The sequence below is a fragment of the Micromonospora sp. WMMD1082 genome (genome assembly GCF_029626175.1).
Classification (GTDB): Bacteria; Actinomycetota; Actinomycetes; order Mycobacteriales; family Micromonosporaceae; genus Micromonospora.
In genome coordinates, this window is record NZ_JARUBM010000002.1 from 6,699,053 (window position 1) to 6,711,697 (window position 12,645).

The 12,645-nt window shown below is 72.1% G+C and carries 9 protein-coding genes; 2 read left to right on the forward strand and 7 right to left on the reverse strand.

Features of this window, described 5'->3' with window-relative positions:
- Nucleotides 1–6 precede the first annotated feature (6 nt).
- The 4 genes from rhaS to O7615_RS30840 are packed head-to-tail and all read right to left on the reverse strand — an operon-like array spanning nucleotide 7 to nucleotide 4,679.
- On the reverse strand, nucleotides 7–1,065 hold the full coding sequence (gene rhaS, locus O7615_RS30825) for a rhamnose ABC transporter substrate-binding protein (protein ID WP_278181309.1): 1,059 nt from the start codon (nucleotides 1,063–1,065) through the stop codon (nucleotides 7–9).
- Complete coding sequence (locus O7615_RS30830) at nucleotides 1,062–2,114, reverse strand: ABC transporter permease (RefSeq protein WP_278181310.1); 1,053 nt, start codon at nucleotides 2,112–2,114, stop codon at nucleotides 1,062–1,064. The genes rhaS and O7615_RS30830 overlap by 4 nt, the downstream gene beginning before the upstream one ends.
- The gene (locus O7615_RS30835; protein WP_278181311.1) at nucleotides 2,104–3,153 is read right to left on the reverse strand and encodes an ABC transporter permease; all 1,050 of its coding nucleotides are present in this window, start codon (nucleotides 3,151–3,153) and stop codon (nucleotides 2,104–2,106) included. Before O7615_RS30835 ends, O7615_RS30830 begins: the two co-directional genes overlap by 11 nt.
- Nucleotides 3,150–4,679 carry a sugar ABC transporter ATP-binding protein gene (locus O7615_RS30840; RefSeq protein ID WP_278181312.1) on the reverse strand — a complete coding sequence of 510 codons (1,530 nt, stop codon included), beginning with the start codon at nucleotides 4,677–4,679 and terminating at the stop codon, nucleotides 3,150–3,152. The genes O7615_RS30835 and O7615_RS30840 overlap by 4 nt, the downstream gene beginning before the upstream one ends.
- A gap of 360 nt (nucleotides 4,680–5,039) precedes the next feature.
- Here O7615_RS30840 and O7615_RS30845 point away from each other — a divergent pair, with 360 nt between their 5' ends.
- The gene (locus O7615_RS30845) at nucleotides 5,040–6,062 is read left to right on the forward strand and encodes a LacI family DNA-binding transcriptional regulator (protein WP_278181313.1); all 1,023 of its coding nucleotides are present in this window, start codon (nucleotides 5,040–5,042) and stop codon (nucleotides 6,060–6,062) included.
- Nucleotides 6,063–6,308: 246 nt separating this feature from the next.
- Here the strand turns inward: O7615_RS30845 and O7615_RS30850 are convergent, their stop codons facing one another.
- Nucleotides 6,309–9,089, reverse strand: coding sequence for a BTAD domain-containing putative transcriptional regulator (locus O7615_RS30850; protein ID WP_278181314.1), 2,781 nt, complete (start codon nucleotides 9,087–9,089; stop codon nucleotides 6,309–6,311).
- A gap of 239 nt (nucleotides 9,090–9,328) precedes the next feature.
- Between O7615_RS30850 and O7615_RS30855 the strand changes: the two genes are divergently transcribed.
- The gene (locus O7615_RS30855; protein WP_278181315.1) at nucleotides 9,329–11,242 is read left to right on the forward strand and encodes an AfsR/SARP family transcriptional regulator; all 1,914 of its coding nucleotides are present in this window, start codon (nucleotides 9,329–9,331) and stop codon (nucleotides 11,240–11,242) included.
- Here the strand turns inward: O7615_RS30855 and O7615_RS30860 are convergent.
- Both O7615_RS30860 and O7615_RS30865 read right to left on the reverse strand, forming a co-directional pair.
- Nucleotides 11,217–11,648: a DUF2000 domain-containing protein gene (locus O7615_RS30860; RefSeq protein ID WP_278181316.1), complete on the reverse strand. Its 432-nt coding sequence runs from the start codon at nucleotides 11,646–11,648 to the stop codon at nucleotides 11,217–11,219. The two genes, O7615_RS30855 and O7615_RS30860, sit on opposite strands and share 26 nt — an antisense overlap.
- 69 nt (nucleotides 11,649–11,717) lie before the next feature.
- Nucleotides 11,718–12,557, reverse strand: a complete 840-nt coding sequence (locus O7615_RS30865) for an AraC family transcriptional regulator (protein ID WP_278181317.1) — start codon at nucleotides 12,555–12,557, stop codon at nucleotides 11,718–11,720.
- Between the last annotated feature and the right edge of the window lie 88 nt (nucleotides 12,558–12,645).

Below are 12,645 nucleotides of genomic sequence, written 5' to 3' on the forward strand. Positions count from 1 at the left end.
CGTGACTCAGAAGTCGAACTGGTCGATGTTGTCGGCGGTGAACTCGAACGGGTCGCCCAGCAGGACCTCGCCGTTCGCGCCGACGGTGAACTCGCCGAGCTTGCCGGCGGTGAACGTCTCACCCTCGGCGCCGGTGATGATGCCGGAGGCGAGCGCCGCACCCGTGTACGCGGCGAGGTAGCCCAGGTCCGCCGGGTTCCACAGCGCGAAGGCCTTGACGGTGCCGTCCTTGACGTACTCGCGCATCTGGTTCGGGGTGCCGAGGCCGGTCAGCTGCACCTTGCCCTTGTAGGACGAGCCGGAGAGGTAGCGGGCCGCGGCGGCGATACCGACCGTGGTCGGCGAGATGATGCCCTTGAGGTTGGGGTACTTCGACAGCAGACCCTGTGCCTCCTGGAACGACTTCTCGTCCTGGTCGTCGCCGTAGACCGTGGCCACCAGCGTGAGCTTGCCGTACTCCGGCTTGGCCAGCTCGGTCTTCATCAGCTCGATCCAGGCGTTCTGGTTGGTCGCGTTCGCCGTCGCCGAGAGGATGGCGATCTCGCCGCCGTCCGGGCCGACCGCGTCGGAGATCAGCTTGATCTGTGCCTGGGCGATGCCCTCCGCGGTGGCCTGATTGACGAACGCGTCACGGCACTCCGGCTTGGTGTCCGAGTCGTATGTGATGACCTTCGCCCCGCCGACCTTGGCCTCGGTCAGCGAGCCGCAGACCGCGTCCTGGTCGTTCGCCGCGATGATGATCACGTCCGTGCCCTGCTGGGACAGCGTGTTGATGTACGACACCTGCGCGGACGGGCTCGCCTCGGAGGGACCGGTCTGCGCGTACTGGCCCTTGAACTCCTCGACCGCGGCCCGGCCGCCCTGGTTGTCGGAGGTCTCGAAGTACGGGTTGTTGATCTGCTTGGGCAGGAAGGTGACCTTGAGCCCCTCCTTGATGGTGCCGGAGGGGTCGCCGCCGGCTCCGGTGTCGGTGCCGGTGCCGGTGTCCTCGGCGCAGGCGCCCAGGGCGAGGGCCACGGCGGCCAGCACGGCGGTCGCGACGACCCGGGTACGTCTGGTGCTCATGATGGATTCCTTTCGGGTGCGGTGGCGGGGGGCCGGCGCCGACGTAGCCGCTCGCGCGTCATCCGCACGAGATTCGGTCCGACCACGGAGAGGATGAGCAGCGTTCCGGTGACGATGGTGAGCGTGTTGGCCGGCACGTTGGCCAGCTGCAACGCGTTACGGAGCACGCCGAGCAGCGCGACCGCCGCGAGCACGCCGACCAGCCCGCCCCGACCGCCGAAGATGGAGACGCCGCCGAGCAGCACGGCCGCCACCACCGCCAGCTCCAGGCCGGTCGCGTTGTCGGCCCGGGCGCTGGCGAAGCGGAACGTCCAGAACACGCCGGCCAGCGCCGCCATGGCGCCGGTGGCGACGAAGAGCCAGAACTTGGTACGTCGCACCGAGATGCCGGTGAAGACGGACGCCTCGGCGTTGTTCCCGATCGCGTAGAGCGCGCGGCCGACCGGGGTGGCGTACAGCAGCACGCCGAACGCCACGGCGAGGGCCGCCAGGACCAGCACGAACCAGGGAATGACCGTGCCCGGGATGGGCGCGACCGCCCGCTGGGTCCAGGCCGGCGGGTAGTCGGCGACCGCCCGGTCACCGAGGACGACGTACGCCAGACCCCGGTAGAGCGCCAGCGTGCCGATGGTGACCGCCAGTGAGGGCAGCCCGAACATGGTGACGAAGACGCCGTTGACCGCCCCGAGCACGGCGCCGAGCAGCAGGCTCGACACGATCAGCAGTGGCAGCGACGTGACACCGAGATGCCACAGGTGGCCGAGCACCGAGCAGGTGAGGCCGACCGTGCTCGCCACCGAGAGATCGATCTCGCCGGTGATGATGACCAGCGTCATCGGCAGCGCGATCAGGGCGATCGGGATCGCCTCCAGCGCCAGGAACCGGTAGAAGCGGGGGCTGCCGACACCGTCGATCGTGGCGGTGGCGACGAGCACCACCACGACCAGCGCGACGACGAGGATGGCGTCCCACGAGCCGAGCAGTCGACGCCAGGCGGGCGGTCCCGCCGTCGCGGTACGCGCCGGGGCGGCGAGGGTGTCAGTTGCCACGGGTCTTGCCTCCTCGCAGACGGCGTGCCATGCGGACGGCGAGCGCCCGGTCGAGCCCGATGGCGGCCAGGATGAGTGCGCCGACGGCGGCGCGCTGCCAGAACGGGGTGACCCCCAGGACGGGCAGGGCGCTGCCGATGGTGGTCAGCAGGACGGCACCGAGGGCGGCCCCGTACACCGAGCCGCTGCCGCCGAAGATCGCGACGCCGCCGACCACCACGGCCGCGACCACGTTGAGTTCCATGCCGAGCCCGGCGTTCGCGTCGATGGTGCCGAAGCGGGCCGCGTAGAGCACGCCGGCGAGTCCGGCGAGCGCCCCGCTGGCCACGAAGGCGAAGAAGACCCGGCGGCCCACCGCGATGCCGGACAGCCGGGCCGCGTCGGGGTCGGAGCCGATCGCGTAGAGCTCCCGGCCGCTGCGGTAGTTCTTCAGCAGGTAGCCGGCGGCGACGAGCACCGCGACCGCGAAGAGCGCGAGCACCGGGACGCCGACCACGGTGGCGTTGCCCATCCGCAGGAAGGCGCGCGGCATGTCGGCGGCGTTGATCTGACGGCCGCTGGCCCAGGTGTGGTCGAGGCCCCGGAAGACGTACAGCGTGCCGAGGGTGACCACCAGCGCCGGCACCCGGGCGGCGGCGATCAGGCCGCCGTTGACCGCGCCGCAGGCCGCACCGAGCGCGGCGCCGACCAGGATGGCCAGCGGGATCGGGATGCCGGGGTTGTCGACGAAGAGCGCGCCGGTGGCGAACGCGGACAGGCCGAGGATCGAGCCGACCGACAGGTCGACGTTCCGGGTGATGATCACGATCGCCTGGCCGACCGCGAGGATCGCCAGGATGGTCGAGCTGAGCAGCAGGTCCTTGATGTTCTGTGCGGAGAGGAACCGCTGGTTCACCCCGAAGGTCACCGCGACCAGGAGCACCAGCGCGAGCAGGATGCCCAGTTCGCGGACGACGAACAGCCGGTGCGCGAGACGGCCGCCGGACTCCCGCCCGGCCGGCGCGGCGGTGGCCGGTGGCCGTACGTCTGCGGTGGTCATGCGGCGGCCCCCCGTCGCCCGGTCGCGGCCTGCCCGGTCACGGCCTGCCCGGTCGCGGCGAACATGACGCTCTCCTCGTCGGCGCGGTCGCGGGGCAGCTCGGCGACCAGGCGGCCCTCGTGCATGACGAGCACCCGATCGGCCATGCCGAGCACCTCCGGCAGCTCACTGGAGATCATCAGCACCGCCACCCCCTCGGACGCGAGCTGGGAGAGCAGCCGGTGCACCTCGGCCTTCGTGCCGACGTCGATGCCACGGGTCGGTTCGTCGATCATGAGCACCCGGGGCCCGGTGGACAGCCACTTGGCCAACACGACCTTCTGCTGGTTGCCGCCGGAGAGGGTGGCGACCGGGTCGCTGTTGCGGGCGGCCTTGACCTGCAACCGCCGGGCCCAGTCCGCCGCCGAACGCCGCTCGCTGCCGCCGGAGAGCAGCCCCAGCCTGCTCAGCGCCCACCGGCGCGGCAGGGTGGCGTTGCGCTCGATCGACAACTGCATCACCAGTCCCTGCTGGCGGCGGTCCTCCGGCACCAGCGCCAGGCCGGCGGAGATCGCCGCCGGTGGGTCGCCGGGGCGCAGCCGCCGGCCGTCGACGCGCACCTCGCCGGCGTCGTACCGGTCGATGCCGAAGACCGCCCGGGCCACCTCGCTGCGGCCCGCGCCGACCAGTCCGGCGAGCGCGACGATCTCGCCGCCGCGCACGGTGAAGGAGACATCGTCGAAGTAGCCGTGCCGGGTCAGTCCGTCGACCTCGAGGCGTACCTCACCCGGTTCGGTCGCCAGCTTGGGAAAGAGCGCGGAGATGTCGCGGCCGACCATGGTGCGGACGACACCGTCGACGGTGAGGTTTCCGATCTCGTCGGTGACGATCCACCGGCCGTCGCGCATCACGGTGACCCGTTGGCAGAGCGCGAACACCTCGTCGAACCGGTGCGAGATGAACAGGATCGCCGTGCCGTTCTCCCGCAGCGAGCGGGCCACGGCGAAGAGCCGCTCGACCTCGACGCCGGAGAGCGCTGCGGTCGGTTCGTCCATCACCAGCACCCGGGCGTCGAAGGAGAGCGCCTTGGCGATCTCGACGAGCTGCTGGTCGGCGATGGACAGGCCCCGGGCGGGCCGGTCCGGGTCGATCCGGACCCCGAGCCGCGCGAACAACTCGTTGGTGCGCGCCCGCATGGCCGCGACGTCAATGCGACGCAACCCCCTGCGCGGCTGACGCCCCATGAAGATGTTCTCCGCGACCGACAGGTCGGGAAAGAGCGTCGGCTCCTGGTAGATGACGGCGATGCCCGCCGCGCGGGCCTCGGCCGGGCTGGCGAAGGCGACCGGCTCGCCGTCGAGCAGCACCCGGCCCGCGTCCGGCCCGTGCACGCCGGCCAGGATCTTCACCAGGGTGGACTTGCCGGCGCCGTTCTCACCGACCAGCGCGTGCGCCTCGCCGGCGAACAGCTCCAGCCGGGCGTCACGCAACGCGGCGACGGCACCGAACGACTTGTCCACACCCTCCAGCGCCAGGACCGGAAGCACAACGCCCCCTTCGGGTTGTCGTAGATGACCCATCACACGTATGAAACGTTTCACCAATGCCAAGACCCTAGGTGTGGCCTCGACCACGGGTCAAGGGTTTCCAGCCGGTTACCGATTCGTTATGAGCCACCGCGCCAAACGCGACCCCACCCACCCGTTGATCATGAGGTTAGCGAGGGTTTGGAGATCAAAGTCGCCGCTAACCTCATGATCAACGCGGGCGGGGCGGTGGGGGTGGGGTTCGTTGTGGGGGGTGAGGGTTGAAACGTTATAGCGGGGATAGACTGCGCACGATCACCTGCGGCCGGGGGCCTGCCGTGGGGGATTGGCAGGAACAGCACGTCGCGGCGAAGGGAGCCCATGGCAACGGCAAGCATCAAGGAGGTGGCGCGGCACGCCGGCGTGTCCCTCGGCACCGTCAGCAACGTGCTCAACCGGCCGAACACCGTCGCGCCCGCCACCCGGCAGCGGGTCCTCGACGCCATCGCCGAACTCGGCTACGTGCGCAACGACTCCGCGCGGCAGCTGCGCGCCGGCCAGAGCCGCACCGTGGCGATCGTCGTGCTCGACGTGGCCAACCCGTTCTTCACCGACGTGGTCCACGGCGCCGAACAGGTCATCGAGGACGCCGGCGCGATGCTCATCGTCTGCAACAGCGGCGAGGACAGCGCCCGGGAACGCCGGCACCTCGAACTGCTGGAGGAACAGCGGGTGCGCGGCGTCCTCATCACCCCCGTCGCGCACGGGGTCCAGCCCAACCTCGAACGCCTCCACAACCGCGGCATTCCGGTGGTGCTCGTCGACCGCGGATCGGGGCAGGCCAGTCGCTGCTCGGTGGCGGTGGACGACCTTCTGGGTGGCCGGCTGGCCATGGCGCACCTGCTGGACCAGGGGCACCGACGCATCGCGTACGCCGGCGGCCCCTTCTCCATCCCCCAGGTGGCCGACCGGCACGCCGGCGCCGAGGCGGCGCTGACCGAGCGGGCCGTCGCCGCCGAGCTGAGGGTGGCGACGACGACCAGCCTGACGGTGGCCGCCGGCCGGCGCGCGGCCGAGGAACTGCTGACCCGGCCACCGGGGCAACGACCCAGCGCCGTGATCTGCGCCAACGACCTGATCGCCCTCGGCGTCCTGCAACAGCTGACCGAGCGTGGCGTGCGGGTGCCCGACGACGTGGCGATCGTCGGGTACGACGACATCGAGTTCGCCGGGGCGGCGGCGGTGCCGCTGTCGTCGGTACGCCAGCCGCGCGAACAGCTGGGCCGTACGGCCGCTCAGTTGCTGCTGGAGGAGGCCGAGGCGGGCATGACGCACCGCCACCGGCACGTCGTCTTCCAGCCCGAACTCGTGGTGCGTCGCTCCAGCGACCGACGCCGCGGCTGACCCGGGTCACCTTGATCGTCCGCACATCGGTGACATGACCCACCGGTGCGGGAGTCACCGAGGTGTAAACGATCAGTCGGGATAAGAAAACTGTAAGCGCCGGCGGTTACGCTGAGCCCACGGCAGCGCCACGACGGCGTTGTGAGGCACCCGGGGGGAGGGCTCGCCGCGGCAGGCCGACGTTCAGCTCGGGACCAGTTGAACGCAGGATCCCGCGGCGAGCGGCCGGTGGGCGACGACGGGGGCCTATCCGGCACGGTCGGCGGTGGACTCCGCCGACCGGTCGAGCCGGCGGCGGGCGTCCTCGATGGCCGGGTCACCGACCTCGTCGTAGATCTGTGCGGCCTGCCGCCAGGCGGCGACGGCCGCCGCCGGCTCCCCCATCGTCTCCCGCGTGTCGCCGAGCCGGAGGAGGGTCTCCGCCTCGTGGTACCGGTCGGCGGAGTCGCGGAACAGCTGGATCGCCTCCTCGTAGCAGTCGACCGCCCGGGCGTACTCACCGAGCCGGTCGTACGCGAAGCCGATGCTGTCCAGCGTCGCCGCCTGCCCGTTGCGGTCGCCGCTGCGGCGCTGCTCGGCCAGCGCCTCGGTGCAGCTCGCGATGGCCTGGGCGTACTCACCGGCGGTGGCCAGCAGCCAGCCGATCGCGTTCAGCGTGCGGGCCGCACCGGAGCGGTTGCCGGCCAGCCGGTAGAGCCGCAGCGCCTCGCGGGCCTGCGCGAGCGCCTCGTCCGGCCGCCCGAGCAGGTAACACAGCTCGCAGTAGTTGTGCAGGGTTTGCGCCTGGCCGGTCGGGTCGTTGAGGCGTTCGTACAGCTCCAGCGCGCGGCGCAGCCGGTACTCGGCGTCCTCGTGCTCGCCGAGGCGGGTGAACGCGCGCGACAGCAACCGGTTGGCGGTCGCCTGACCGGCGATGTCGTCGATCTTCTCGGCGGCGGCCAGCGCGATCTGCTGGACGGAGAGCTGGTCCTGCCAGAGACCACGCGGGGCGACGAACGTGTTCGACGCCCACGCGATCTGCCAGGCGTACGCCTCGAAGCCGCACTCGGCGGCCTGCCGGACCACCCGGAGCAGGACGCGGTGCTCCGCGGTGAACCAGGCCAGGGCGGTGTCGTGATCGGTCACCGGCCGCCGGGCCGCCGTGGGCAGCGGCGGCACCGGGTCGATGGGCGCCCACTGCGGCTGGAGCAGCAGGGCCGCCGGGTAGGCGCTGTGCAGGTAGTGGTCGTACAACCGCCGGCGGCCGGCACGCCGGTCCTCGGCGTGTTCGGACGAGTCCGCCAGTTCGGCGGCGTAGACCCGCAGCAGGTCGTGGAAGGAGTACCGCCCCGGCGCGTGCTCGGTCAGCAGATGCAGCCGGGTCAGTTCGCGCAGTGGTGGCCGGACGGCCGCCGCGGACACGCCGGCGAGCGCGGCGGCGGCGTCGGCGGTCAGATCCGGGCCGGGGTGCAGCCCGAGCAGCCGGAACAGCCGCGCCGCGGCGGGGCTCAGGGCCAGGTAGGACCGGGAGAAGACCCGCCGGACGTCGCCATCGGCCAGGGCGTCCAGCCGCGCATCCGCCGAGTGCAGTTCGGCGGCGAAGGCGTCGAGCGGAAAGGCCGGGTGGGTGGCGACCCGTGCCGCCACCATCGACAGGGCGAGCGGCAGCCGGCCGGTGGCCGCGATGATGTCGGTGACCGCGTCCGGCTCGGCGGCGAGCCGGAGGGCGCCGAGCCGGCCGACCAGCAGGCTCATCGACTCGGAGTCTGAGAGCACGTCCAATCGCAGCGGCTCGGCGCACTCCGCGGCGACCAGCTCGGCGAGCCGGTCCCGGCTGGTGACCACGACCAGGCAACCGCCGGCGCCCGGCAGCAGCGGACGTACCTGGGCGGCGTCGCGGGCGTTGTCGAGCACCACGAGCATCCGGCGGGAGGCCAGCAGGCTGCGGTACAGCCCGGTCCTGGCCTCGGTGCTGGCGGGAATCCGGGCCTGGGGTACGCCGAGCGCTTCGAGGAAGCCCTGCAGGGCGTCGTCCGGAAACACCACGTCGGCCTCGTCGTACCCGTGCAGGTTCACGTAGAGCTGGCCGTCGGGGAAGCGGCCGGCCACCCGGTGGGCCCAGTGCAGCGCCAACGTGGTCTTGCCCACGCCGGCCATCCCGGAGACGGCCGAGATGATCACTGTCGCCGGCACCGACCCGCCGGTGTCGACAAGCGCGTCCAGCCGGGCGAGCTCGGCGGCGCGTCCGACGAACTCCGGCACGGCGAGCGGTAGCTGCTCAGGTCGAGGGCCGGCCGGGGCGGGCAGGTCCGCCACCGCGGCCGGTCCCGGTTCCGGCTCGGTGGGGCCGGCCGGCGGGGTCGTGAGCAGACCGGGGCGGTGGTGCAGGATGTCGTCGTGCAGCCGGGTCAGGTGTGGGGCCGGGTCCAGGCCGGTCTCCTCCGCCAGGATCTGGCGGGCCTGCCGGAACGCGTCGAGCGCACCCGCCACGTCGCCGATGCGGTACAGGCCCAGCATCAACTGCCCCCACGCCCGCTGCCGCAGCGGGTGCTCGTCGAGCAGGACGCGCAGCCGGTGCACCACCTCGACCACGGCGCCGAGCTGCAGCATCGCCTCCGCGTAGTCCTCCTCGGCGAGCAGTCGCCGTTCCTGCAACGGGGCGACCCGGCGGGCCAGCACCGGCGGCAACGGCAGGTCCGCCAGGGGCATACCGCGCCACAACTCCACCGCGCCGCCCAGCTCGACCTCGGCCCGGACGGCGTCGCCGGCGGCGAGGGCCTCCCGGCCGCGCGCGGCCGCCGCGTCGAACCGATCCAGGTCCCGCTCGTCCGGCCCGACGCGGAGAAGATAGCCGCCGGCCGCGGCCGGTATCCGGTCCCCACGGTCGTCGCCGCCCAGCAACTGCCGCAACCCTCGGACGTACGTGCGCAGATTCGCCGCGGCCGAGGGGGGCGGTTGGTCGGCCCACAGCACCGACGCCAGCTCGCTGGTGCCGACGGTGTCGTTGGCCCGGAGCAGCAGGGCGGCCAGCAGCAGGCGTTGTTTCATCGAGCCCAGCGGGACGCGCCGGTTCCCGTGGTGGACCGTGAGCGGGCCAAGAATGTCGAAACGCAAGGGGACCATCCATGGGGTGTGCCGTGGATATTGCGGCCGGCCACCGCCCAAGCCCAGCCGCCCCCACGCATCGGCCCTGGATACGGCAACGCTGTACATCGCTTGTACACAGGTTATACGTCGGCCACCGTACCGTTCCTCCGTCCGTACCCGGGCATACCGGAGGAGCACGAATGAGGTCAACGTCTCGTCCGCTCCGGTCGGACCACGGCTTCCGGCTCCTCGGTTCCCTTGAGGTGCACCGGCACGGCCGCCAGGTACCCATCGGGGCGCGCCGGCACCGGGTCGCCCTCGGCGCCCTCCTACTGGAGGCGAACCGGCTGGTGCCGATCGACCGGCTGACCGAGCTGATCTGGCCGGAGCAGGAGCCACCGCGTACCGCCCGCAACGCCATCCAGGTCTCCATCTCCACGCTACGTGCTGCCCTGGGCGACAGCGCCCCCATCGTCAAGTCCGGCGACGGCTATCAGATCTCGGTCGCACCGCAGGCCGTCGACGTCCACCGGTTCCGTGATCTCGTGACCCGGGCCCGCGACGCCGAGCCGGCCCGCACCGTCCAGTTGCTGCGCGAGGCCGACGGGCTGTGGCGGGGGCCGGTGCTCGCCGGGACGCTCGCCGACGGGGCACGCCACCGGGTCGCCACCGGTCTGGACGAGGAGCGCGCCGCGGCGGTCGAGGATCGGATCGACGCCGAGTTGCAGCTCGGTCACCACCACGCGGTCGTGGGCGAGTTGTTCGACCTGGTGCGGACGTACCCGCACCGGGAACGCCTGTTCGGACTGTTGATGATCGCCCTGTACCGGGACGGGCAGCCGGTCCGCGCCCTGGAGCTGTACCAGGAACTGCGCAGTCGGCTGATCGAGGAGTTCGGCACCGACCCCGGTCCGGAACTGCGTCGCCTGGAGACCGACATCCTGCGGCAGTCGGCGGAGCTGCTGTCCGTCCGTCCGCCCACCCACCCGCCGGCGGAGCGGGCCCGCCCGGCGCGGCGCACCTTCCTGCCTCCCCCGCCGCCGGACTTCACCGGCCGGGTGGCGGAAAGTACCCGCCTGCTGGCGCGCGCCGCCATCCCGGGGGCCCTCTCGGTGGTCACGATCGACGGCATGGGCGGCGTCGGCAAGACGAGCTTCGCGGTGCAGGTGGCGCACCGGCTCCGCGAGACGTACCCGGACGGCCAGTTCTTCGTGGATCTGCGGGGACTCCGCCACGGCGACCCGCCACTGTCCGCCGAGGCCGCGCTCGGCGTGCTGCTGCGCTGCGCCGGCGTACCGGACGATCTGGTGCCGCCGGACCTCGCGGGCCGGGCTGCCGGATGGCGGTCGCTGACCGCGAACCGGCGGGTCCTGCTGGTCCTGGACGACGCCGTGGACGAGCAGCAGATCCAGCCCCTTCTGCCCGGGGCACCGGGCTCGCTCGCGGTGGTCACCAGCCGGCGGCGGCTGGTGGGGCTGGCCGGAGCGACCCCGCTCTCCCTCGACGTGCTGCCGCTCGACCAGGCGGTGACGATGTTCCAGCGGGCCACGGCGGCACCGGGAGCGGCGGCCGCCGGGCCCGAGGTGGAGGAGGTCGTACGCCTCTGCGGCCGCCTGCCGCTGGCCATCCGGATCATCGCGGCCCGGCTGCGGGTGCGGCCCACCTGGACCATGGCCGACCTGCTGCGCCGGCTGCGTACCCGGCAGAGTCGGGTGTGGCTGCTCTCGACGGCGGACGGCACGAGGGTCGTCGACAACCTCGCCACGTCGTACCTCGCCCTGCCCGATCCGCTGGCCCGACTGTTCCGGCTGTTGAGCCTGCATCCCGGCGACGACTTCGATCCGGACGCGGTGGCCGCGCTCGCCGGTCTGGAGGTCGCGGTGGCCGAGTCGATGCTGGACCGACTCGTCGACGACAACCTGGTCGGCCAACGCGCGGCGGGCCGCTACCACCTGCACGAGATGACCCGCGACTGCGCCGTCGAGCTGTCGGAGCGGTACGACCCGGCGGTCGAGCGGGAGGCGGCGCGACGCCGGCTGTTCGACCACTACCGCTACCTCAGCACCCGCCACCCTCCCGCCCTACAGCTCAGTGGTGCATGCTCGCGCCCTTGAGCACCCTGTCCACCGCGTTCCGCGGGCCGTGGACCGCGATCCCGACCAGGTCGAGCTTGTCGGTGGCGACGGCCCGCACGGCGGCCCGGTTGTCCCGGTCGTTGGCGGTGGCGAACAGGTCAGAGGTGAACACCGACACCGGCAGCTGCCGCCCGATCGCGCGCTCGTGCGCCGACCGCAGCAGTTCCTCGCCGCCCTCGAAGACCAGGACCGGCTGGCGGAACATGGACAGGTACCGCTGACCGCTCGCGTCCTCGTACGGCTCGCCGATCACCTCGGGGGCGGCCGTCCCGATGCCGCTGACCAGGAACGCGGTGACGTTCAGGCGCTGCCAGGTGAGCAGGTCGTCGCGGAGCAGTACGGCGATCTTCGTGTCGAAGCGTACGGGTGCTGTGTCAGGTTGCATGAGCCGATGATCTGCCCCGGCCCGCCGGCGGTCTTGTACGAAGGTGACCTGATGGGCGGCAGCCCCGGCTCAGCCGGTCGACCTGGCGGCGCGGGAGAAGAGGCCAGGACTGACGCCGAGGATGCGCGTGAAGTGGCGGGTCAGGTGGGGCTGGTCGTAGAAGCCGCTGCTCCGCGCCACCGAGGCCAGCGGCTGACCGTCGAGGATCAGGCGCCGCGCGTGGTCGACGCGCCGGGAGGTGAGGTACCGGTGTGGCGTCGTACCGAACTCCCGGTGGAACGTCCGGACCAGGTACGAGGGATGGAAGTGCAGCAGGCGGCCGGCGTCGTACAGCGACACCCCGTCCGCGACGTGCTGTTCGAGGAGGTCGCGCAGCAGATAGGCCGCCGTGTGATCGCGGGGGGCGGCGACGGCGCGCTCGCCCAGGTGTACGCGCACCCGGTCGACGAGCAGCGCCAGCAGCCCTTCGGCCCGCAACTCGTCACCGGGTTGCCGGAGAACGCCGTGCAGTGCGGATAGTGCCCGGCGGAGCCAGGGATCGGTGAAGCTGGACGTGCCGACCGACGAGCCGATGAGGTCCACCGCCAGGTGACTCGCGTCGAGATAGATCACCCGTTTGCGGAAACCGTCCGGCCCGGCCGGACAGCCGTTGTGCGGCACGTGCGGCGGCAGCAGCGTCACCAGGTCGCGGGAGGCCAGCCGCTCGTGCCGGTGCAGGTCGTAGCGGACCGCACCGTCGTCGACGATGAGCAGCGTCCACGTGTCGTGGGCGTGCATGGGGTACGCGTGACCGGTGACGTGAGCGTGCAGCACCTCGGCGACGCCGGGCAGCCTCGGCCGCCAGGCCCGCATCTCCAGCGCGGTCCCGGCGTTGCGCCGCATCGGCTGCGCTCGCTCCGGCAGGTGCATCTGGTTGAGGGTGCCACACGTCTTGTAACGGCTGGCTCAACCCGGAAACAGAAGCCTAAATTAGCGGCAACCATCGATGGCTTGTTCT

What these genes read in the sequence shown, in the direction of transcription:
- O7615_RS30845 (WP_278181313.1), top strand. Translation starts at nt 5,040, where the DNA reads ATGGCAACGGCAAGCATCAAGGAGGTGGCGCGGCACGCCGGCGTGTCC.
- O7615_RS30860 (WP_278181316.1), bottom strand. Translation starts at nt 11,648, where the DNA reads ATGCAACCTGACACAGCACCCGTACGCTTCGACACGAAGATCGCCGTA.
- O7615_RS30850 (WP_278181314.1), bottom strand. Translation starts at nt 9,089, where the DNA reads ATGAAACAACGCCTGCTGCTGGCCGCCCTGCTGCTCCGGGCCAACGAC.
- O7615_RS30835 (WP_278181311.1), bottom strand. Translation starts at nt 3,153, where the DNA reads ATGACCACCGCAGACGTACGGCCACCGGCCACCGCCGCGCCGGCCGGG.
- rhaS (WP_278181309.1), bottom strand. Translation starts at nt 1,065, where the DNA reads ATGAGCACCAGACGTACCCGGGTCGTCGCGACCGCCGTGCTGGCCGCC.
- O7615_RS30855 (WP_278181315.1), top strand. Translation starts at nt 9,329, where the DNA reads ATGAGGTCAACGTCTCGTCCGCTCCGGTCGGACCACGGCTTCCGGCTC.
- O7615_RS30865 (WP_278181317.1), bottom strand. Translation starts at nt 12,557, where the DNA reads ATGCACCTGCCGGAGCGAGCGCAGCCGATGCGGCGCAACGCCGGGACC.